Source organism: Paenibacillus sp. FSL R5-0490, from assembly GCF_001956215.1.
Classification (GTDB): Bacteria; Bacillota; Bacilli; order Bacillales; family Cytobacillaceae; genus Cytobacillus.
This window is the reverse complement of sequence record NZ_MRTQ01000006.1, coordinates 31143-54024: the sequence shown is the minus strand read 5'-3', so window position 1 is coordinate 54024 and position 22882 is coordinate 31143. Positions and strand designations below refer to the sequence as shown.

Genomic DNA, 22882 nt, shown 5'->3' with positions numbered 1-22882 from the left:
TCTTGCAGTCGAACATGTGTACTTTTAGAAGAGAAACTACTAAATTTGTTTAAATTCTTATCATTTCGATAGAATGTATAGTAAATATTCTACCAAATTGAGGGATTGGGATGAAAAATAACTTTCACTTAGATGAATTGGACCGGCTGAGGAAAGAAAATGCTTATTTGAAAAAATTGCTCTCAAATATGATGCATCATCGCGAAGCAAAAGAAGACACAGAAGAAAATATACTGACAAACCGTTCCAATCCGCAGGAAAAAATAAGATTGTTCAGGTCGTTTTTTAAAGGGCGAACAGATGTCTATGCAGTACGCTGGGAATCAAAAAATGGAAAATCCGGCTATATCCCAGCCTGTGCATTGGAGTGGCAGAAACCTCTGTGTGATAAACCAAATATAAAATGCAGCGCCTGCAGCAACAGAAAGCTTCTTCCTTTAACAGATCAAGTTATTTTTGATCATTTGAGCGGAAAGAAAACGATCGGAATTTATCCGATGCAGCAAGATGAAACCTGCACTTTCTTAGCTTTCGATTTTGATAAGCAAAGTTGGAAAGAAGATGTTGCGGCTTTTGTGAAAGTCAGCAAAGAATTAGGTGTTCCAATAAATGTTGAAAGATCCAGATCGGGAAATGGGGCGCATTGCTGGCTGTTTTTCTCGGAAGATGTTGGTGCTTCCTTAGCCAGAAGACTGGGGTCAGCTTTATTGGAAAGAACAATGGAAAGAAGGCATGGACTGGGAATTGAATCCTTTGACAGGATGTTTCCCAATCAGGACACCCTGACAAAGGGCGGCTTTGGGAACTTAATTGCCCTGCCGCTCCAGCTCCAATCGAAGAGAGCAGGAAACAGTGTCTTTGTGGACGAAACCTTTACCCCTTTTAAGGATCAGTGGATGTACTTATCTTCTGTTGAAAAGTTTTCGAAAAGCAGTATTCTCTCTGTTTTGAATAAGCTTATATCATCGTTGCCTGCAATTCAGGTGCCTTTACCAGAACAAATCGATATCTTGGTGAAAAATGGCCTTTATATAAAAAAAGAGAATCTTCCTTCGGCTCTATTTTCCAAAATCATTTCACTTGCTTCCTTTAATAACCCTGAGTTTCACAAAGCGCAGGCTAAAAGAATGTCCACATATGGGCTGCAAAGAATAATCAGCTGCTGTCATGAGGATGCTGAGCATGTTATTTTACCGCGGGGATGTATGGATGATTTGAAGAAGCTTTTTAAAGAGCACTCAATAAAAGGTAACGTCATTTTTGAACATTATGAAGGCGAAAAAGTAGATGCAGTTTTTAACGGAAACCTCACTGCCCAGCAGGAAGAAGCTGTTGCACAACTGTTCAATCATGCAAATGGTGTTCTTTCGGCAACAACCGGATTTGGCAAGACTGTTGCAGCAGCAGCTCTGATAGCAAAAAGGCAGACAAATACCTTGATTATTGTTGATCGAACTCAGCTCCTGGACCAGTGGATTGAAAAGCTATCCACCTTTCTCGGACTGGATCCTAAGGAGATTGGACAATACTGTGGCGGGAAGAAGAAATTAACAGGAAAAATAGATATCGCCACCATTCAGAGCATTAAATCAAAAGGGGAATTGAAATCATTTATTACCCAATATGGCCAAATTATTGTGGATGAGTGCCATCATATCTCAGCATATAGTTTTGAAAAGGTATTAAAAGCCATCCGGGCGAAATATGTTTATGGATTAACGGCGACACCCATCCGTAAGGACGGTCTTCATCCTATTATTTTTATGCAATGCGGACCTGTCCGCTATAGAGTCGATGGGAAAAGACAGGCGAAAATCAGGCCATTCAAGCATCTGCTCATCCCAAAATATACAAGTTTTAAATCCTCTTCATCTGACTTGCAGGAACTATATCGAAAAATATCAACTGACACAGAACGAAATCAGCAATTGTTTAATGATGTCCTCCACGAACTTGAAGAAGGACGTACACCCATTATCTTAACCGAACGGATCGAACATCTTGAAAATTTGGAAAGGCAATTCAAAGGGTTTGCCAGAAATATAATTGTCCTTTCAGGAAAAATACCGAAAAAGGCAAGAAAACAGGAGTTAGAGCGGCTGGCAGCCATTCCGGATCATGAAGAGCGGTTAGTGATTGCAACTGGCAAGTTTATTGGTGAGGGGTTTGATGACCCAAGACTGGATACGTTATTCCTTTCCATGCCCATTGCCTGGAAAGGAACACTTCAGCAGTATGCCGGCAGATTGCACAGAATACATTCGGACAAGCAAGAGGTAAGGGTGTATGATTATATTGACAGGCAAGTCCCCATTCTGAAGAACATGTATGAAAAACGAATGGAAGGATATGCTGCAATGGGCTACGTGACAAAATCGGCAATGGGACCAGAACAGATGAAGTTATTTTAATAGAAAGGTTGAACATTATAGTGGAATTTCTGAAGAAAATTGAATCAGCAATTTTAAGTGAAGATCCGTTTGTACAGCAATATGCTGTCACGATATTGAAGGATAGTTTTTTGGCAACTGAGGATACGTTTTTAATTGCTTTGGATGCTTACGATAAAGGACAGAGTGATCTTTTTCCGGCTTCCATTTTGCCTCATATCGATTTTATGCCAATTGCTGAAAAGGGCATGCAGGAGATTATGAGCAGATTGGATATAGAACATGAACATCTTATTTATTTTTTGCGGCTGGCTGCAAATGCACCGGTTGAACTTCAATTGAAGTATAAAGAAAAGATGCCTTATACAAATCAGGAATATTATAAAGTTCTTGGGGAAATCAAGCAGTCTGAAACCCCGGAATTGCATCATCAGCTGCAATCAGTCATTGTTCAGCTTGAAAGCAATTATTTTAATGATTCACTTTTTAAGCTTGGAAAGCAAATGCTGAGGGAGCTTCTTCTTCGTAATGAAATTTCCGAAGCAGAAACAGTAAACAGTCTGAGGAGTTATATTCAGGACCATTCTTTCATTCCTTATGATGGAATCTATAAGATATTTTTAGCGGGTGAATTGCGTTTAGATTCATTAGTTCCCGATTTAATCATGATTTTAAAGACAGAAGAGGACGTGGCCGTTGAGGAGGCTGCTAAAGCACTTATCAAAATTGGAACACCGGCTGTTGTTAAAGCAGTGGAAGAGGCTGCGCTCCATGAAAATGCCTGTTTTTTTGCCGTTGATATTTTGGCTAAAATTAAAGCTTCTGAAGCAGAAGCGGCGTTATTAAGGCTTTTTAATGAAACTGATAGAACCGACATTAAAACGGTTATCGCCGACGCATTATGCCAGCAGCTTTCTGTAAAGGGTATTCCGCTAGTGGAAAGTATGCTGAAAAAAGGCTTTGATTCCAGCATACTTGATTTAAAGGAATCGTTTTATGCAAACGTAAAAATAAACGGAATTGATCATCCGCTGATCGATGAACTGGAGAGAAGGTTAAAAAAAGAGGTTGAAAAGCAGCGGGTTATTCAGGAAAGAATGGATGCTGGGCTTATTCCCCTCAATAAATCTCCAGACCTAAAAGCTGGCCGAAATGATCCCTGTCCTTGCGGAAGCGGAAAAAAATTTAAAAAATGCTGTCTGAATTAGAGGTGAGGTAATTGGGGAAAAGAAAGCCAAAAAAGAATAAAAAGAAAAAAGAAGACTTCGGAACATGTGAATTTCACTGCAAACACTGCAGCCATACCTTTGAAATGGATTGGGAAACCATATGGGATTTACAAGAAATGACTCATGGCTATACCGGTTTTCATACTGATGATACCTTCATTTCCTGTCCAAAATGCGATAGATTAATAGATGACGGAGAAGATGAGGTCTTTTTTCCTGGAACAGCTGAAGAATATAAGAAGATGACAGGTGCCTGATCATTCAGGCATTTATTTGTTCTTTGCAGTTTATCTGCTGGTAAATTGTCCAAACTGTTGATTAACAGTGGATTAACCAGAAGGAGCGTGGTAGAATGCACGATGTGGAAGAGCTGATTGAAGCTTATTTAGAAGGAGATCATTCTTTTGCTTTCTATTATGACTTGGCTGAAAAAAAGGCAGTGCTTGATGAAGACCCTGCCATTACAGGGGAGCCAGGTATTGACTGGGATGACGAAGAAAGTGATGAAAGATATAAAGCAGTCCCTAAGATGGATAGCTTTGAAGCCTATAAATTGAGAGAATCATTTGCGGAAAGCCTTGATAGTGAAAAGGCTGCTGAAGTTTTCCGGCTGGCCTTGAGTCATAAAAAGCCATTCAGTCACTTTAAAGATGCCCTTTATGAAACAGAGTTATGGGATGAATGGAACGCATTTGAACACTCATATGCAAAAAGGGAAATAGAGAAGTGGCTTAAAGCATTATAAGAGATTGAGAGGATTTAAAGAATGTCAAAAGTAAGCAGAAACGAACCGTGCCCATGCGGGAGCGGAAAAAAATATAAAAAGTGCTGCGGCAGCAGAGATGCCGTTTCAATTAAGGATGTAATGAATCACGAAGTTCTTGAGCTTCAAAAGGAAGCAAGGGTGTTTGCACTTACTCACTTTGCGGATGACATGAAAGAGGATTTCAAGGACCTTCTGGATATACTTGAAGACATTGAACCGCAGGAAAAAGAGTTCTATGAATTTGTCCACTCTTTCTGGTACGTTCTTTTTGGAACGCTGGATGATGTGGAGTCCGTAATGGATGAGTTCATTCATTCTAAGCTGCCAGCCGTCACGCGCCCTCGCTTAAAAAGCATTCTGAAGTCGTGGGAGGACAGCAAAGCTGCAGCTGGAAACTTAATTGAAGTGACTGAAGACAAAGCAGTTATCGAGGATTGTCTGACCGGGAAGGTTTACAATGTCTCCCTATTTGGTGATATGGACGTTAAGGAGGGGAACTTTGCCTTTGCCATGCTGCTTCCTTATGGAGAAGAGTATGTGGCATTTCCTGCTATATTTGACCTGCCGGGAGATAATGCTGCACAGTTTGCAGATTACATCCAATACTCCTTCGAAGAATCCGGATATGAGAATTCTGAAGAATATATGGCTGAATTCCTCATTGACCTTATGAATGACACGCCAAAATCATCAGCTGGCCCAAATATGGACAATTTTGACTGGCCTACTAAGGGTGCAGAGCAGGCTGCCGACATGTTCCGGGACGATATGATAAAAGCCGGTGAGGAACCATGGCTGATCGGCATGGGACTTTCACTTTGGATGGAGTACATCGAGAAAACCGGAAAACAGGTTAAAAAGCCTGATAACTATGTTGCCGGCCTCCGATACCTTGTAAGCACAATTGCTCCTGTAAAGGAAAATCTCACTCAGAAAGAATTCGGAGAATTATACGGCATCAATGCGAACCGGGTTTCCACTTATTATGGCGAGATTTACGACGCAGTCGAGAAAACTATTATTGAACTAATTGAATCGTCGAATTCGTAAAATGGAGAGCATCGCTGCTCTCTGTTTTTATTTTTGCGGGAATGTTAGTCTGAATCTAACCGGAGTCACGCTTCGGACACAAGACCCTGGAAAAAGTCATCCTGAGTCAGAACCTAGTCCAACTTCGGACACAAACCGAGGTAATAGGCCATCCTGAGTCAGAACCCAGCCCAACTTCGGACACAGCCGGAGGAAAACAGCGCTCCTGAGTCAGAACCCAAGCCAACTTCGGACACAGCCCTGGTAAAAAGCCATCCTGAGTCAGAACCCAAGCTAACTCCGGACTCAGCCCCGCTTATAAGCCACCCAGCCCCCAAACGAAAACCAGTACCCCAATCATCAAACTAACAATCCCGAATTACCCCGCATGCGGCATAAGTTGTCACCCCCCTCTCAAAGTGGTAATATTAATAAGAAATAATGTGAATTTTCATAGGAGGATTCAGCCGGGAAACAGCGAATCTATTACTACCTGTGCAATGATATTAACTATGAAATCAGATATGTCCAGCACTGAATAAAGAGCTGTCATATCAAACATAAAGGAGCGTTTTTAATGCTTGGGATTTTAAATAAAGTGTTTGATCAAAATAAACGCGAACTGAAACGCCTCACCAAAATGGCAGAGGAAATCGATGCCCTTGCATCTGATATGGAAAAATTATCGGACGAGCAGCTGCGCGAGAAAACGGAAGAATTCAAAGCCCGCTATCAAAAGGGCGAAACCGTTGATGATCTGCTGACTGAAGCCTTTGCGGTTGTCCGTGAAGGAGCAAAGCGTGTTCTTGGCTTATATCCGTATCCGGTTCAGTTAATGGGGGGGATTTCCCTTCATGACGGCAACATTTCCGAGATGAAAACGGGTGAAGGTAAAACCCTGACTGCAACTATGCCGGTTTACCTTAATGCCTTAACTGGCAAAGGCGTGCACGTTGTTACAGTCAACGAATATCTTGCAAGCCGTGATGCCACTGAAATGGGTCAGCTTTATGAATTCCTTGGCCTGAGTGTTGGCCTTAACTTAAACGGACTTTCCAAAGAAGAAAAGCAGGCTGCCTATGCGGCTGATATCACATACAGCACAAACAATGAGCTTGGGTTTGATTACCTTCGCGATAACATGGTTCTTTACAAAGAGCAGAAGGTTCAGCGACCTCTTCACTATGCCGTAATCGATGAGGTTGACTCCATCCTTATTGACGAAGCGCGTACACCGCTGATCATTTCCGGCTCAGCCCAAAAGTCTACACAGCTTTATATTCAGGCCAATGCGTTTGTCAGCCGCCTGAAAAAAGATGAAGACTTCACCTATGATGAAAAAACAAAAGGCGTGCAGCTGACTGAAGAAGGGATGACGAAAGCAGAGAAGGCTTTTGGAATCGATAACCTTTTCGACATTTCGCATGTCGCACTTAACCACCATATTACACAGGCATTAAAGGCACATTCCAGCATGCATCTGGATGTCGATTATGTTGTTCAGGACGATGAAATTGTCATCGTTGACCAATTTACAGGCCGTCTGATGAAGGGCCGCCGATACAGCGATGGGCTTCACCAGGCTATCGAAGCGAAGGAAGGCCTTGAAATCCAGAACGAAAGCATGACCCTTGCAACGATTACATTCCAGAACTATTTCCGTATGTACGAAAAGCTCGCCGGTATGACTGGTACGGCGAAAACGGAAGAAGAGGAATTCCGAAATATCTACAATATGAACGTTGTGGTGATTCCGACAAATCGTCCGATCGCCCGTGATGACAGAGCAGATTTAATTTATGCCACAATGGATGGAAAATTCCGTGCTGTCGTAGAAGATATTGCCGAGCGTCATAAAAAAGGACAGCCTGTACTCGTCGGTACAGTGGCGATCGAAACATCTGAAATCATCTCTAAATATCTGAGCAAAAAAGGTGTTCCGCATAACGTCCTAAATGCGAAGAACCATGGCCGTGAAGCGGAAATCATCCTGGATGCCGGTAAGCAGGGTGCTGTAACGATTGCCACAAACATGGCAGGTCGCGGTACGGATATTAAGCTGGGTGAAGGTGTAAAGGAAATTGGCGGTCTTTGCGTTATTGGTACAGAGCGTCATGAAAGCAGACGTATTGATAACCAGCTCCGCGGACGTTCCGGACGTCAGGGAGATCCTGGTGTCACGCAATTCTACCTTTCCATGGAAGATGAGTTGATGCGCCGTTTCGGTTCTGACAATATGAAATCGATGATGGAACGCCTTGGAATGGATGACACTCAGCCAATCCAGAGTAAAATGGTTTCAAGAGCTGTTGAATCTGCGCAAAAACGCGTTGAGGGCAACAACTTCGATGCCCGTAAGCAGCTTCTTTCTTACGACGATGTTCTTCGTCAGCAGCGTGAGATTCTTTACGGTCAGCGAAACGAAGTCCTGGAATCTGAGAACTTGAGAGAGATCGTTGAAAAAATGATCATGACCAGCATCCAGCGCAATGTGGAAGGTTATGCACCTGGACATGAAGATGAGGAAAACTGGAACCTGCAGGGTATCATTGACTATGTTAATGGAAACCTTCTGAATGAAGGCGACCTTACTGTAAATGACATCCGCGGCAAGGATACGGAGGAAATCGCCGAAACTATTTTTGCCAAGGTTAAAGAACGCTATAATGAAAAAGAAGAAATGCTTAGCCCTGAGCAGATGCGTGAATTTGAAAAAGTTATCGTGCTTCGTGCCGTTGACTCCAAGTGGATGGATCACATCGACGCAATGGATCAGCTTCGCCAGGGAATCCATCTGCGTGCGTATGGCCAGACCGATCCGCTCCGCGAGTACCAGGGTGAAGGCTTTGCGATGTTTGAAAACATGATTGCTTCCATCGAAGAAGATGTAGCCAAGTACATTATGAAAGCTGAAATCCGCAACAACCTCGAGCGCCAGGAAGTGGCCAAAGGCCAGGCTGTCAACCCGAAAGAAGACGGCGAAAAGGTTAAGAAGAAACCTGTCGTCAAACAGATGGATGTTGGACGGAATGACCAATGCATCTGCGGAAGCGGCAAGAAATATAAAAACTGCTGTGGAGCAGAGAAATAAAACACCCGAGCCGGCAACAGCTTTGCCGGCTTCTCTCTTTGGAAAAAGCTTGTATAGGCATATGCTGATATAGGCTTTTACAGATAATCACGCTATAATAGGTAAAAATAATTTTTGAGGTGACCAAAATGGAATTAGCAGATATTCGAAATGAACTTGAAAAAACAGCTAAGATTTTAGCGGACTTTAGGGGGTCTCTTTGACTTAGAAAACAAAGAGGCACGCATCGCTGAGCTTGATGATGTCATGCTGCAGCCTGGATTCTGGGATGATCAGCAGGCGGCACAGATTGTGATCAGCGAATCAAACTCACTGAAAGACCAGGTAGTTGAATTCCACGATTTATACGAAGTGTTTGAGAATCTGGAATTAACTTATGAGCTCGTAAAAGAAGAGAGCGACGCAGAATTGCAGGCCGATCTTGAGGAAGAGCTCAAGGACCTGGTAAAGCGCCTGAACGATTTTGAGCTTCAGCTTCTTTTAAGCGAAGAATATGATAAAAACAATGCCATTCTTGAACTGCATCCAGGTGCAGGCGGAACCGAGTCACAGGACTGGGGCAGCATGCTGCTTCGCATGTACACACGCTGGGCAGAGAAGAAAGGCTTCAAGGTGGAAACCCTGGATTACCTTCCGGGAGATGAAGCGGGGATCAAGAGTGTTACGCTAAGCATCAAGGGACATAATGCTTATGGCTACTTGAAGGCGGAAAAAGGGGTGCACCGCCTTGTCAGGATTTCTCCATTTGATTCATCAGGACGCCGCCATACTTCATTCGTTTCCTGTGAAGTGATGCCGGAATTCAATGATGAAATTGAAATTGATATCCGTACCGAAGACCTCAAAATCGACACATACCGTGCAAGCGGCGCCGGCGGTCAGCATATCAACACAACTGATTCTGCTGTCCGAATCACCCACTTGCCGACAAATGTCGTGGTAACCTGCCAGACAGAGCGTTCCCAGATTAAAAACCGTGAACGTGCCATGAAGATGCTCCAAGCAAAGCTTTATCAAAAGAAAATCGAGGAGCAGGAAGCAGAATTGGCTGAAATCCGCGGTGAACAAAAAGACATCGGCTGGGGAAGCCAGATCCGCTCCTATGTTTTCCACCCATATTCCATGGTAAAAGACCACCGCACCAACACGGAGGTAGGAAACGTCCAGGGAGTTATGGATGGAGATTTGGATATGTTTATTAACGCATACTTGCGGTCAAAATTGATTTTGCCACAGGATTAATGCAAGAAAGCCTATGCTGGCATACTACCGGCATAGGCTTATTTTTTATGGGATTTTAACTGAGCTAGCCGGTGAATGGGGAATGCTCTAGGAGTGGATACGCTTTTTGAGCTGGTTTATTTCCATTTCTTGAACCCCGCTCTTTTCACTGAGGTGAACGATATCAATTTTTGTGCCTTTTATTGCGTCAGAGATGATGTTAAAAGTTTCTTCATGCTGATCCAGCTTTACTTCAATATGCTTAAACTGGCTTCTGAATTCGGTCGCATTGTTCTCTATTTGTTCAGACAGTGCTTCAATTTTATTTTCAACATTCCCAATCCTGTTCTCAACATTTCCAATCCTGTTCTCAACATTCCCAAGCCTGTTCTCAACATTCCCAAGCCTATTCTCAACATTTCCAAGTCTGCTTTTAACATCAAAGATTTCATGGTCAATCGAATCAAACCTCTTATCTATTGAATCAAACCTCTGATCAATCAAATCAAACTTTGTATCAATCGAATCAAATTTCTGATCTATCGATTCAAATCTCTGGTCAATCGACTCAAATTTCTCATCAATCGAATCAAATTTCTTGTCCATAGAGTCGAATCTTTTATCAAACGAATCGAACTTCTCGTCAATTCCATCAAACCTCTTTGAATGATCCTTCAATGTACTTAAAATTTCGTTAAGAATCTTCTCCAATTTTCTCACCTCCTTTTCGACATTATACCACATGCCGATGCATTTCATGCTGATGAGAAGGGGGCCTGGAAGTATTCTTGCACAATGTTCATAAACATTTCACACATTAATATTGCATGATAAATTGAACGCTTTTATCGCAACATAATGAAAAGGCAGAGCAGAGTCCTTTAATACGGCAGTTCAATGGCATTTACAGGCCTCAAACTCCATGCTATACTCACTGACGGTAAAAATGGAATATCAGATTCTGCATAGATCGGGACACCGGAGGGAGAAGAAATGGGCAAATATAGAAGAGGATATACTTATAGTACAAAAGCGGAGAGATTGCTGGAGTATTTATACGTTTTGATAGGGTCAGGCATTGTTGCGGTTGCGTTTAATGTGTTTTTACTGCCCAACCGGATTGCATCAGGCGGGGTAAGCGGGATCAGTACTATTCTGGATGCAGTTGTTGGCTGGGAGCCTGCTTATGTACAGTGGGCATTTAATATACCGCTTTTTATTGCTGGCGTGCTGCTGCTTGGAAAACAATTTGGAGCCAAGACTCTGGCCGGGACAATCTTCCTGCCGTTTGTTGTTTTTCTGACAAAGGAATATGAGCCATGGACATCTGATCCGCTGCTGGCATCGCTGTTTGGCGGAATTGGCGTCGGTCTTGGTTTAGGAATTGTTTTCAGGGGTAAAGCATCAACAGGAGGGACAGACCTTGCAGCACAGATTATTAACAAATATACAGGTTTGTCTCTTGGCACTTGTGTTGCGATAATCGATGGATTGATCGTATTGTCGGCTGCGATTATTTTTGACATAGAGCAGGGGCTGTATGCCTTAATTGCTCTATATGTAACAAGTAAAACAATTGATCTGATCCAGCTTGGTTTCAGCCGGACAAAGATGGCTTTAATCATTACTGAAAATCAAAGTGAAGTTCGTGAAGGAATTTTGAATAAAATTGACCGCGGTGTGACAAAACTATCAGCATACGGTGGTTATACCGACCATGAACGTCCGGTCCTGATGTGTGTAGTGGATCAGACAGAGTTCACAAAATTGAAACAACTGGTTCAAACCATTGATCCTACTGCATTTATCATTGTTACGGATGCTTCCGAGGTGTTGGGCGAGGGTTTCAAACGAGCGTAGTGTTGGTATAATATAGCTGTACTTAGTATTTTTTCCTGAGGGGGAATTATAGGTGAAAAAGAAGCTACTAGCACTACTAATGGGTACATCTTTAGTTCTTGCAGCCTGCGGCGGCGGAGACGATGCTGCTGAAGACAAGGACACTTCTACAAACGGCGGCGGTGAAACAACAACGGATACGGCTGACGCTGGTGATGCACAAAAGCTTTATGAACAGAAATGTTCAAGCTGCCATGGTGCAAATCTTGAAGGCGGTGTAGGACCTGCGCTTGATAAAATCGGTGCAAACCTATCACAGGAAGATATTGAAAACACGATAGCTAACGGTAAAGGAGCTATGCCTAAAGGATTGCTTCAGGGAGAAGAAGCTTCCGCAGTAGCGTCTTGGCTGGCAGGCAAGAAATAAGAGGATTCAAATGAAAACGTTCTGTTTACCAGGGCGTTTTTATTTTTTTCGCTAAGAGTTTTACGGCTTAATATAGACACCGCTTATCCACCCAAAGTGAAAACAAGCTGCGTCAAAACCTAAGTTAAACTCCCCGTATTGAAGAAAATTTGCAATAACCAATCTCAAAGCCCAGGATGGCTTCACACAATTTATGACAAATATCGAGTAAATGCAATATGAAAAAAGAAGGAAAAATCTGTCGATTAAGAGAATAAAGCACTAGAATATTAAAGAAATTCAGGAAAAAAGTAACATTAGTATCAGGATTGAAAAGAAACTGTAATAATTTTTTCCGTTATTTTGACAACTTATGATGTTATAATGGGTTGTGTGAGAATTTTAGATGGCTAATTAGGCAGTATTTACAAGTATTTTGTCATCCTCTATGTCGAAAGGATGTCGTTTTTTAGCGAAACAAGCCGTCTGTTATTTAAATTCTTAATACACACTAGATGCTAGGTGATATATATGATCGAAATGAAAGACGTATATAAGAGATACCCCAATGGCGTTACAGCTGCCAGCGGGATAGATATTCATATTAAGCAAGGTGAGTTTGTTTATGTAGTAGGGCCGAGTGGTGCAGGTAAATCCACCTTTATCAAAATGATGTACCGGGAAGAAAAGCCTTCAAGCGGAACGATAACCATTGACGGAGTGAATCTGGCTACATTGAAGAATGCAAAGGTGCCGCTAATGCGCCGTAAAATCGGTGTCGTTTTCCAGGACTTTAAGCTCCTCCCGACACTGACAGTTTATGAGAATGTCGCTTTTGCTCTTGAGGTTATTGAAGAGCATCCGAAGAATATTAAAAAACAAGTTATGGAAACATTGGACCTTGTAGGTTTAAAACATAAGGCAAGGATGCTTCCGACCGAATTGTCAGGCGGGGAGCAGCAGCGTGTTTCCATCGCCAGATCAATTGTAAACTCTCCAAAAGTCGTGATAGCGGACGAGCCTACAGGAAACCTTGACCCGGATACCTCTTGGGAAATCATGAACATCTTCGATGAAATCAACACGAGAGGAACGACTGTGGTCATGGCAACTCATAATAAAGAAATTGTTAACACGATTAAGCACCGCGTTATTGCCATTGAAGGCGGAAGAATTGTGCGTGACGAGCAAAGAGGTGATTACGGCTATGAAAGCTAGAACATTGGGCCGGCACTTCCGCGAAAGTTTTAAAAGTCTTGGGCGAAACGGCTGGATGACATTTGCTTCTGCAAGTGCGGTCACAGTAACCCTCATTTTAGTTGGCGTATTTTTCGTCATTATGATGAATCTCAACAAGGTGGCTACAACCATTGAAGAGGACGTGGAAATCCGCGTTCACATCGATGTTGCTGCAAATGAGCAGGATCAGGAAGTTTTACGGCAAAAAATCGAAGGAATACCCGAAGTCAAAACAGTTGAATACTCAACCAAGGAAAAAGAGCTTGATAGTTTAATAAACAGCCTTGGTGAAGAAGGCGAAGCCTTCAAACTGTTCGAACAGGATAATCCGCTGAACGATGTATTTATCGTAAAGACGAAAAACCCGGCAGACACAATGAAAGCTGCAAAGCAGATTGAGAAAATGGAATATGCGGCAAAAGTAAAATATGGGCAGGGGCAGGTTGAAAAACTATTCAACTTTATCAATGCCGGACGAAACGTTGGCCTTGTGCTGATTATCGGCTTATTATTTACTGCCATGTTCCTGATTTCCAATACCATTAAGATTACGATTATGTCACGAAGAAAAGAAATTGAGATTATGAGATTGGTAGGAGCAACCAACTCGTTCATCAGGTGGCCATTCTTCCTTGAAGGTTTATGGCTTGGGCTGCTCGGTTCCATTATTCCTATTGCGCTTGTTTCATCAGCATATTATTACGCCTATGATTATTTGGCGCCAAAGCTTGAAGGACATTTTGTCAAGCTGCTGGAGTTTAGTCCGTTTGTCTATCAGATTTCCGGGCTTCTTATCCTGATGGGTGCCCTCATTGGTGTATGGGGAAGTTTAATGTCAGTCAGAAAGTTCCTGAAAGTATAAACAAGCTTAGAAGGCCCTGCGGTGGGGGGAACCTGTCCAGGCGCCTTCAAGCTTCATTATATTAGACGATTCAGAAAAGCTAAATGTTTCAGACTTGGATGAAATATAGAACGATTAACCTGTACATATGGTGTTCATTGAAAGGAGAAATCGGAAATTGAAGAAATCCATCATCACATTATCATTAGCTGCCGTTCTTGGTTTTGGCAGCATAACAGTGGGGATGCCTATTGAAAAGGCGTCTGCAGCAAATAAACTAAACGATTTAAACAGCCAGCAGGAAAAAATTAACCAGCAGCGTTCCGGAGTAGAATCGAAGTTAAACGATACAGATAAAAAGATCAGCGAAAACCAGAGCGAGCAGCAATCTGTACAAAGTGAGATTGAGCGTCTGGATAAAGCGATCAGTGATGCTTTAGCTAAAATTGAAGAAAAGAATCAAGAAATTGCAGATACAAAAAAGGAAATTGAGAAACTTGAAGCAGAAATTAAAGTATTAGTAGAGCGCATCAAAAAGCGTAATGAACTATTAAAAGACCGTGCACGCAACTACCAGGAAACTGGCGGAATGGTGAGCTATATTGATGTTTTAATGGGTGCGCAGAGCTTTGGAGATTTTGTTGAACGAGTTGGAGCAGTTGCAACAATCGTAGAAGCTGACCAGGAAATTTTACAAGCGCATCAGGCGGATAAAGACGAGCTTGAGAAAAAACAGAATCAGGTAAAAGAAGAGCTTGCCTCTTTAGAAACAATGCGTGCCGAGCTTGAAAGCATGAAAAAGAGCTTAAACGCTCAAAAAGCAGAGAAAGATAAGCTGCTTGCATCCTTAAAGCATGAAGAAGAGGAAATGCATGCCCATAAGCTTGAACTGGCTGAAGAAAATGAGATTCTTGCAGCTCAGGAAGCGGCAATTCAAAAAGCGATCAAGCTTGAGCAGGAAAGACAAGCTGAGGCAGCAAGACAAGCTGAACTGGCAAAACAAAAGGCGGCAGCAGAAGCGGCTAAGAAGAGCAGTTCTTCATCAGCGGGAAGCAGCTCCTCATCTGACAGCGGATCATCAAGCAGCCCGCAGGTATCTGCACCTTCTGTAGCAAGCGGTGCCTGGACAAAACCAGCTGCAGGAAGACTTTCTTCAGGATTTGGCGGCCGTTCTTTAGGCGAGCACTATGGTGTTGATATTGCATCAGGCGGTACAGTACCGATCGTGGCAGCAGCAGATGGTGTTGTCATCCGTTCATATTACTCAAGCAGCTACGGAAATGCGATTTTCATTGCTCACTCTGTAGGCGGACAAACGTATACTACCGTATATGCTCACATGAGAAGCCGTTCTGTCGGCTCTGGCCAGACAGTTTCTAAAGGCCAGCAAATCGGTATCATGGGTAATACTGGACAATCTTACGGTCAGCATCTGCACTTTGAACTTCACAGAGGTTCTTGGAATGCAGCAAAATCAAATGCGATTAATCCTGTAGGCATTGTGCCTCTATAAAAATAGCGTAAAGTGGAAGGAGCATAGCTTCTTCCACTTTTCTTTTACCCGAAAAGAGGGTCTTTAATCCTATTAGACGTCTGTTTTTAAAATACTCTCAAGCAAAAGAAATCATAACTCGTCCATAGCAAACATAGGATGAAATAAGCGAAGACATCCCGCTCCCTTTGCGGGTTGTTTTTATTTATTTAAAAATCGGGGAAGGCCGCAGACGCTGAAAATATACAGGAACGCAGCAAACTGGAAAGGGAGATGACGATGAGCAGAGGATGGATCGCCGTGCTGATGACGGGATCATTGCTGACAGGGGCTGGCGGTACATATGCTGGCATGCAGTGGCTGGCAAAGGAAGCTCCGCAGACAGGAGCCCCAAATCAATTACTAGATTCCAAGGAAAACGGAAAACAGTTAGATCAAGAGAAGGTGGAAAAGATGGAAACGGCCTATCAGCTGATTTTGAATAGCTATGTGGAAAAAGTAGAGGAGAAACAGCTCGTGGAGGGAGCCATCCAGGGCATGCTTGCAACCCTCGAAGACCCATACTCCGTTTATATGGATGAAGAAACGGCAAAACAATTCAGTGATACATTGGAATCTTCTTTTGAAGGAATCGGTGCGGAAGTCAGCATGGTGGACGGAAAAATCATCATTGTTGCGCCTTTTAAGGACTCACCGGCGGAAAAAGCGGGCCTAAAGCCAAAAGATGAAATCTTAAAAGTGGACGGGGAAAGTGTGAAGGGTCTTGATTTATATAAAGCGACCATGAAGATCCGAGGTAAAAAAGGCACAAAGGTAAAGCTTGAAGTTGCGCGCCAGGGATTAAAGGAGCCTTTAAAGGTGGAAGTAAAAAGAGATGAAATTCCTCAAATTACTGTTTACTCAGAAATCAAGAAGGAAAGAGGAAAAGAGGTTGGGTATCTGGAGATTACCTCCTTTTCCGAAGATACATCCAAAGAATTTGCGAAACAGCTGAGTGAAATGGAACAGGAAGGGATCGAAGGGCTTGTCATTGATGTCCGTGGAAATCCCGGCGGTCTCCTGACCTCTGTTCAGGAAATTCTGAAGGAATTGGTTACAGCTGACAAACCATATTTGCAGATTGAGAAACGGAATGGGGAGAAGATGAGGTATTTCTCCACACTTGAAAAGCCAAAAAGCTATCCGATTGCCGTTCTTGTGGATAAAGGAAGTGCCTCTGCATCAGAGATTCTGGCCGGCGCATTAAAGGAAGCGGAGGGTTATGCCATTATCGGTGAGAAATCATTTGGAAAAGGGACTGTTCAGCAGCCTGTTCCGATGGGCGACGGCAGCAATATCAAGCTCACTTTATTTAAATGGCTGACACCAGACGGAAACTGGATTCATAATAAAGGAATCAAGCCTACTCTTGAGGTGAAACAGCCGGATATCTATCAGACTCATCCTTTGCAGGTGGAGAAGCCTTTGGAGATTGATATGAATAATGAAATGGTGAAGAATGCACAGGAAATTCTGGCCGGACTCGGATATGCCCCGGGCAGGACAGATGGCTATTTCAATGATTCCACTGAAGCAGCAGTGAAAGTCTTTCAGCAGCAAAAAGAGCTTGAAGCAACCGGCCGGATAGACAAGAAAACCGCAGCAGCGCTTGAACAGGCCGCAATCGAAGAAATGAAAAAAGAGCAGAACGATTTGCAGCTGCAGACGGCTTTGAGATATATAGCCAAATAGTGACAGGCACCACCCGAATTTTGTCGATTGAAGCAGGAGGAATTTTCCTTCTGCTATTTTTTATTTAAAGCGAGATTGTAATAGGTTTTGCAAGGTGCTTTTGGTAGAATATAGAGTAATAGAGTTTTCTGCTGTTTACATAATTCATGAGAATTTATTAATAGAGGCTGGTGGCAATTTTGATAGAGGAGTGGATTTTTGAGTTTTTAAAAGGAACGGGAAAGTTGCTGTTAAATCCGGTATTTTATTACCTGTTTTTTGTGGCAGCCTTTTTAGGCATTTCCCGTGTAAAGCGAGAGCGAAAGGACTTTTCGGTCCGTGCTGAAAATGCTTATTTTGAGCTGAGGCAGCTTCTTCCGCTGGGGATTCTGGCAGGTCTTGCCGTAAGCGTGGTGATGGTGGGAGCGGGACTTGTCCTGCCATTGGAGACGATTGTGTTTACCGCTGCACTTACGTTCCTGTGGAGCTTAACGGCAAAAGTGAGATGGATGGCGCCAGTTTATACGCTGGGCTTTGCCTTTTTCGCCACAATGTTTGCTTTTGAACAGGAGTGGCCATTGCCGTCATTCGCCCAGTCGGCATCAGATCTTGATTCTTCCATCTTTCCATCCATCGCTGTTCTCCTTGCTCTTCTGGTGATTGCAGAAGGCTTCCTGATTATAAGAAACGGCCGAAAAGGGACATCTCCCAGGCTGGTAAAGAGTAAGCGGGGTCAAATCATCGGCATTCATGAATCCAAAAGAATCTGGATGGTTCCTGTATTTCTGCTGATACCGGGTCAGGCGCTGCAGCTGCCGTTTGAGTGGTGGCCAATGATACCGATTGGCGATGAAATGTATTCACTCATTCTTGTCCCGTTTTCAATCGGGTTTCATCAGAGAATACAAGGTACGCTTCCTAAAGAGGCAACAGCCCTGCTTGGACAAAGAATCAGCGTATTTGGCATACTTTTATTGCTGATTTCTGCTGCAGGCTACTGGTATCCGCTTGCTGCTGTGGGTGCATCTGCACTTGCGATCATCGGGCGGGAATTCATCTCGCTCCGCCAGAGAATGGCAGAGGATCAGGCGCCGTTTTATTTTTCCAAGCGCAATCAGGGAATCATGGTACTCGGGGTAGTTCCCGATTCACCAGCTGATAAAATGTCTCTTGGAGTGGGAGAGGTTGTTACAAAAGTCAATGGCGTGAAAATCCATGATGAGAAAGGCTTCTATGAAGCCCTACAAAAGAACGGCGCTCACTGCAAGCTCGAGGTCTTTGATGTGAACGGACAGGTTCGTTTCGTTCAGCGTGCTCTTTATGAAGGTGACCATCATGAACTGGGGCTGCTGTTTGTACAGGATGAGAAGAAGTGGGATAGTGAAGCGGTATAGAAGATTAATTTTCATTTAATGCTGTGAATGGGTCAGTCTTCCTTAAAAGTAAAAGTTAAAATAAGTTATCAAGGTATTCCTTTTAGTAAAGGAATACCTCAGGCTGTCGACAAAGTCGATAGCCGTTTTTTGTAATTAATACCTCATCAATATATGGTACTGTTTCGGAACATGAACTACCAAATATGCTACAAAAAAAGAAGCAAAACCCCTTTTTCATCAGATGAATTTTTGAATAAGGGGTTTGTCTACACTCTGAGGTATTCCTTTTAGTAAAGGAATACCTTTTTATTTTTTCCGTCCCTGTTATAAGCAATGAGATAAATGACCATATCGGAATTTACTCAATCCCATACAATAGTAAGAAATGTATTTTCCTTTGAAAAAGGGGGTGAAGAAGCTGAAAATCTTGCTGTTATCCGGAGGAATCGGAAAGAGGCTTTGGCCATTATCCAATTCGGTCCGTTCAAAGCAGTTCTTAAAGCTTTTGAAAAATGAACAGGGCGAGTATGAATCAATGATTCAGCGGGTATGCAGGCAGCTTGCTGACGCTGGGCTTTTATCATCCGCCTATATTATTACCTGTGAGAGTCAAATGGATATTATAAAAAACCAAATAGGCAGTCACATCCCCGTTATCTGCGAGCCGAGTCAAAGAGGTACATTCCCATCCATTGTTTTGGCTTGTGCTTATCTTCATTCACATCAACATTCCAGTATTAATGAAACCATTTGTGTGCTTCCGGTCGATTCCTATGTGGAGCCCCGGTTTTATGAACAGCTCTTAACCATTCCGGATATTCTTCAGAAATCGCAGGCAGAACTTGCACTTTTTGGTGCTTTACCTCAGTTTCCGTCTGAGCAGTTTGGATATATCGTACCTAAGCAGGCTCTAAAGGAAGAAGTTGGCTGCCTATTAATCGATGAATTTATAGAAAAACCAAACTCAGACAAAGCCCAGATGCTGATCGAAAAAAATGCTTATTGGAATTGTGGTATATTTGGATTTTCTTTAAATTTTATGATTGAGTACTTGAAAGAAAAGAAGTTTTCTACATCTTACAGCCAGCTGCTGAAAACATATGATCGTCTGCCTGATATCAGTTTTGATTATCAGGTTGTCGAGAAGAATAGCAAGTCGATTGTCATACCCTACTCTGGACAATGGAAGGACCTTGGCAGCTGGGAAGCATTGAGCGGTCAGCTTGCGAATTCGATATTTGGCAAAGGCTCTTTGTCTGAGGATTGTCAAAATACACAGATTGTCAATGAAATGTCCATTCCGATTCATGCCATTTCAGTCTCTGACACTATTATAGCTGCCAGTCCGGATGGGATTCTGGTAGCCAATAAGCACAAGAGCAATGCTATTAAGGAACAGGCTGAAAAAGCAAGACCTATGTATGAGGAGAAAAGATGGGGTGTTTATAAGGTTTTAGATTTTACCAGTACGAACGAAGGTATGCACTCACTATCCAAGCTGATCAAAATAAATCCAGGAAAGAATATCAGCTACCAGACTCACCAATTCAGGCAGGAGACTTGGACTGTCATTTCCGGAGAAGGAAAGTTTATTTTGGATGGACGGCTTTCTTATATAAAGGCGGGGGACGTCCTCCAGATTCCTTTTGGAGCAAAACATGCAGTTAAAGCCATTACATCCCTTGAAATCATAGAAGTCCAGTGGGGAGAAAAGCTGTTGGAAGAGGATATCATCCGGATTGCGGATTCTTGGGATGATACGGTTAACCATAGTATAAAGGGGAGGAATAGATCGTTTCTGTCATCTTCTGTACAATGGGCCAGCATGATATGGAAAATGGGGTTGAAATCTATGAAAACCAGGTTAGGAATGAAAAAGAATTAATCAAATTGTTCGTGATGGCGGGAGGGAAAGATGTGTCAGATTATCAAGTCATTTGGAAAGGGCCGGTTCTGGATGCAAGCGGATACGGAATTGCGAGCCGAGAGTATGTTCTTTCATTGGACCGTCTTGGTGCCGATATTAAGATTCAGCCATTTACATGGAATTTCCCCTATCAGTTTAATGATCCAGGCAAGAAAGACAGATTGTTACAATTAATAGATACCCCTTACAAAGAAAACAAACAAAAAATTTTAATCTATCATTGTCCCCCAGGGAATATTGAAGATATTAAAAAGGAAAGAAAAACATGTGATCTGATTCTATTGAATACGGTTTGGGAAACAGCGAGGATTCCACGTTCCTGGCTGCCTTTCATTAATGCATGTGATGGGGTATGCGTGCCTTGCAGCCAAAATGTATATGCAATGAAAAAAAGCGGCGTGAAAATCCCCGTGTTTCTGGCTCCCCATGGAGCAGATATACAAACGTTCAATCCTGGAAATAAAAAGCTTGCATTAAAAGAAGCAAATGGGAAGTTTGTTTTTGTTTCGATCTTTGATTTTCAGCATAGAAAAAATCCTGAAACTTTGTTAAAAGCGTATTGGAGTGAATTCACTTCCAGGGATAATGTGCTGCTGATTATTAAAACCTACGGAAGAAGCCGCAAAAATATATTAAATGCTATCTCAAAGTATAAAAGAAATCTTGGGTTTACAAATGGAACGGCTCCCATACATGTATTAACTGGCATTTTGCCGGAAGAACAGATAAAGGGTTTATATACGCTTGGCAATGCCTTTATTCTTCCCACAAGAGGGGAAGGAGTAGGTCTGCCGTACATGGAGGCCTTATCAAGCGGAACCCCGGTTATAGCTACAGGCTGGGGCGGACAGATGGATTTTTTAAACGAACAAAATTCCTTCTTAATCGACTATAAGCTTGAGGACCCGAGGAAAAGTATGTACAGCGATAATGCTATATCAAAACGATATCACCATTTATTTGGGCAGGGCGGCCAGTTATGGGCTGAAGCGGATTTGGAGGACACGAAAAGGAAGATGAGATTGGCCTATGAAAACCCGCACCTTTGTAAGCAGAAAGGAAAAAAAGGGCGATGGGATATGGAGAAGCTTACATGGGATGTGGCGGGGATTTCAATGAAAAAGGCTATAGAAGAGCTTCTTAAATAGAAAGAGTCTTTTCTATAGCTTCATAGATTTTTTTCGCAATGCTTTTCCATGAATAATGGCTGTTGATATAATTCTGCCCGTTTGATGCTATCTTATCCAACATTTCAGGCCTGCCTGCATACTCGTTCAATTTATCCGCAAAATCTTCCTGTTCTGCGTGAATATAGTGTTTATGATCAACGAGCTCCAATCCCCGAATACCGAATAATGTGGAAAACAGGGGGATTCCTGCAGATAGGAATTCAAGTGTTTTAATATTTACTCCTGCTCCGGTAATAACTGGGTTAATGGCGATATCCGCATCGGCAAATAAGGCTAATTTTTCTTGGTGCTGAACGGAGCCCAGTAATTTTATATTTCTTTTCTTTGGATTTTGAAATGAACTGCAGCATCCGCCTGCAATAATAAAATCGATATTCGGGCATTGGTCCGCAAGTTTGTGAACGATAAAATCCGCTGCCTGAATGTTAGGCGGATACTGTGCTCCAATAAACAGGGCTTTCGGCCTGCCTGCAGACCTATTTCTTCGTGTAAGCCACTCACCGGAATTAATTCCATTTGGAGCAAGCTTTACCTTTTGAGGCTCCAGGCCATAAGCTCGAATAAACTCATCCCTCTCAGCAGAGGATGTGGCAAAAATCAAATCAGCGAGTGAAGTTAATCGCTGTTCTGCTTGATAAAGCCGGGGAAGGTACTCTCTTGCCTTCTCATTTTTCCAAAGCTGCTTTGCCAGTGCGTATTCATGGTTATGGCTATTAAAAATTCTTGGCTTTTTATCTTTGTTAAAATACAAATCACAATCCAGTAAGTAAGGGGATTCATGAATGATAATATCGCTTTTGTGATAGAGTTTCTTAAAATACCTCTTGTATAAAACGTGATGATTGGCAGACTCCAAACACATAAGTAAAGGAAGTTCATAGGTGTGTGCCGCATCATGAAGCTGCTGCCTTATACGCGGATAGAGAGGATCTTTTTCTGTTAGGTACTCCCGGAATTTTGAGGAGTATTCGATCACTTTGCCCCTTATGCCGTACGACTGGGATAATAGAGTAATATCATAATAGCGGCTTAATTCGTTATAAATATGAAAATACCTCAAAGTGCCACCGCTTGTAGGCGGGAAAACCGTCGGGAAAATATTAAGAACAAGTAATTTTCTTGCCATATTTTTCTCC

The 22882-nt window shown here is 42.6% G+C and carries 18 protein-coding genes; 16 read left to right on the top strand and 2 right to left on the bottom strand.

The window, feature by feature from the left end:
* The first annotated feature begins 110 nt into the window (after nt 1-110).
* The 7 genes from BK139_RS06310 (at nt 111) to prfB (ending at nt 9747) form a co-directional block, all read left to right on the top strand.
* Nucleotides 111-2411, top strand: coding sequence for a TOTE conflict system archaeo-eukaryotic primase domain-containing protein (locus tag BK139_RS06310; protein WP_076257506.1), 2301 nt, complete (start codon nt 111-113; stop codon nt 2409-2411).
* Nucleotides 2412-2431: 20 nt separating this feature from the next.
* Nucleotides 2432-3598: a HEAT repeat domain-containing protein gene (locus BK139_RS06305; RefSeq protein WP_076257505.1), complete on the top strand. Its 1167-nt coding sequence runs from the start codon at nt 2432-2434 to the stop codon at nt 3596-3598.
* Between the two features lie 11 nt (nt 3599-3609).
* Entirely contained in the window at nt 3610-3876 is a 267-nt protein-coding gene (locus BK139_RS06300) for a phage terminase large subunit family protein (protein ID WP_076257504.1), read from the top strand.
* 95 nt (nt 3877-3971) lie between these two features.
* Nucleotides 3972-4364 (top strand): UPF0158 family protein, encoded by a 393-nt coding sequence (locus BK139_RS06295; protein ID WP_076257503.1) that lies wholly within the window; start codon nt 3972-3974, stop codon nt 4362-4364.
* A gap of 21 nt (nt 4365-4385) precedes the next feature.
* Entirely contained in the window at nt 4386-5435 is a 1050-nt protein-coding gene (locus BK139_RS06290) for a YecA family protein (protein ID WP_076257502.1), read from the top strand.
* A gap of 556 nt (nt 5436-5991) precedes the next feature.
* On the top strand, nt 5992-8505 hold the full coding sequence (gene secA, locus BK139_RS06285; protein WP_076257501.1) for a preprotein translocase subunit SecA: 2514 nt from the start codon (nt 5992-5994) through the stop codon (nt 8503-8505).
* A gap of 128 nt (nt 8506-8633) precedes the next feature.
* Nucleotides 8634-9747 (top strand): peptide chain release factor 2 gene (prfB, locus tag BK139_RS06275; protein ID WP_139325602.1). Its coding sequence is split into 2 segments (ribosomal slippage): nt 8634-8705 and nt 8707-9747, totalling 1113 coding nucleotides; the frame shifts between segments, so codons are not numbered across the junction.
* A gap of 87 nt (nt 9748-9834) precedes the next feature.
* Here prfB and BK139_RS06270 read toward each other — a convergent pair.
* Nucleotides 9835-10437 carry a hypothetical protein gene (locus BK139_RS06270; protein ID WP_076257499.1) on the bottom strand — a complete coding sequence of 201 codons (603 nt, stop codon included), beginning with the start codon at nt 10435-10437 and terminating at the stop codon, nt 9835-9837.
* A gap of 282 nt (nt 10438-10719) precedes the next feature.
* On the opposite strand from BK139_RS06270, the gene BK139_RS06265 reads away from it, so the two are divergent.
* The 9 genes from BK139_RS06265 to BK139_RS06225 all read left to right on the top strand — a co-directional run bounded on the left by BK139_RS06265 (nt 10720) and on the right by BK139_RS06225 (nt 21704).
* A complete protein-coding gene (locus BK139_RS06265) occupies nt 10720-11586 on the top strand; it encodes a YitT family protein (RefSeq protein ID WP_076257498.1) in 867 nt (288 codons plus the stop codon).
* Between the two features lie 52 nt (nt 11587-11638).
* Nucleotides 11639-11992, top strand: a complete 354-nt coding sequence (cccB, locus tag BK139_RS06260) for a cytochrome c551 (protein ID WP_048009814.1) — start codon at nt 11639-11641, stop codon at nt 11990-11992.
* 510 nt (nt 11993-12502) lie between these two features.
* Nucleotides 12503-13189 carry a cell division ATP-binding protein FtsE gene (gene ftsE / locus BK139_RS06255; protein WP_048009813.1) on the top strand — a complete coding sequence of 229 codons (687 nt, stop codon included), beginning with the start codon at nt 12503-12505 and terminating at the stop codon, nt 13187-13189.
* Nucleotides 13179-14072 (top strand): permease-like cell division protein FtsX, encoded by an 894-nt coding sequence (gene ftsX, locus BK139_RS06250; RefSeq protein ID WP_048009812.1) that lies wholly within the window; start codon nt 13179-13181, stop codon nt 14070-14072. Before ftsE ends, ftsX begins: the two co-directional genes overlap by 11 nt.
* Before the next feature lie 157 nt (nt 14073-14229).
* Nucleotides 14230-15564 carry a murein hydrolase activator EnvC family protein gene (locus tag BK139_RS06245; protein WP_076257497.1) on the top strand — a complete coding sequence of 445 codons (1335 nt, stop codon included), beginning with the start codon at nt 14230-14232 and terminating at the stop codon, nt 15562-15564.
* 258 nt (nt 15565-15822) lie between these two features.
* Nucleotides 15823-17274: a S41 family peptidase gene (locus BK139_RS06240; protein WP_076257496.1), complete on the top strand. Its 1452-nt coding sequence runs from the start codon at nt 15823-15825 to the stop codon at nt 17272-17274.
* Nucleotides 17275-17453: 179 nt separating this feature from the next.
* Nucleotides 17454-18647 carry a PDZ domain-containing protein gene (locus tag BK139_RS06235; RefSeq protein ID WP_076257495.1) on the top strand — a complete coding sequence of 398 codons (1194 nt, stop codon included), beginning with the start codon at nt 17454-17456 and terminating at the stop codon, nt 18645-18647.
* A gap of 391 nt (nt 18648-19038) precedes the next feature.
* A complete protein-coding gene (locus BK139_RS06230; protein WP_353615004.1) occupies nt 19039-20514 on the top strand; it encodes a sugar phosphate nucleotidyltransferase in 1476 nt (491 codons plus the stop codon).
* Nucleotides 20515-20546: 32 nt separating this feature from the next.
* The gene (locus BK139_RS06225) at nt 20547-21704 is read left to right on the top strand and encodes a glycosyltransferase (RefSeq protein ID WP_076257622.1); all 1158 of its coding nucleotides are present in this window, start codon (nt 20547-20549) and stop codon (nt 21702-21704) included.
* On the opposite strand, the gene BK139_RS06220 is transcribed toward BK139_RS06225, so the two are convergent.
* Entirely contained in the window at nt 21697-22872 is a 1176-nt protein-coding gene (locus BK139_RS06220) for a glycosyltransferase family 4 protein (RefSeq protein WP_076257493.1), read from the bottom strand. The genes BK139_RS06225 and BK139_RS06220 overlap by 8 nt on opposite strands.
* Between the last annotated feature and the right edge of the window lie 10 nt (nt 22873-22882).

Excerpts from the sequence above, each read along its gene's own strand:
- BK139_RS06310 (WP_076257506.1), top strand. The coding sequence starts at position 111 with ATGAAAAATAACTTTCACTTAGATGAATTGGACCGGCTGAGGAAAGAA.
- BK139_RS06295 (WP_076257503.1), top strand. The coding sequence starts at position 3,972 with ATGCACGATGTGGAAGAGCTGATTGAAGCTTATTTAGAAGGAGATCAT.
- BK139_RS06290 (WP_076257502.1), top strand. The coding sequence starts at position 4,386 with ATGTCAAAAGTAAGCAGAAACGAACCGTGCCCATGCGGGAGCGGAAAA.
- secA (WP_076257501.1), top strand. The coding sequence starts at position 5,992 with ATGCTTGGGATTTTAAATAAAGTGTTTGATCAAAATAAACGCGAACTG.
- BK139_RS06265 (WP_076257498.1), top strand. The coding sequence starts at position 10,720 with ATGGGCAAATATAGAAGAGGATATACTTATAGTACAAAAGCGGAGAGA.
- ftsE (WP_048009813.1), top strand. The coding sequence starts at position 12,503 with ATGATCGAAATGAAAGACGTATATAAGAGATACCCCAATGGCGTTACA.
- ftsX (WP_048009812.1), top strand. The coding sequence starts at position 13,179 with ATGAAAGCTAGAACATTGGGCCGGCACTTCCGCGAAAGTTTTAAAAGT.
- BK139_RS06240 (WP_076257496.1), top strand. The coding sequence starts at position 15,823 with ATGAGCAGAGGATGGATCGCCGTGCTGATGACGGGATCATTGCTGACA.
- BK139_RS06220 (WP_076257493.1), bottom strand. The coding sequence starts at position 22,872 with ATGGCAAGAAAATTACTTGTTCTTAATATTTTCCCGACGGTTTTCCCG.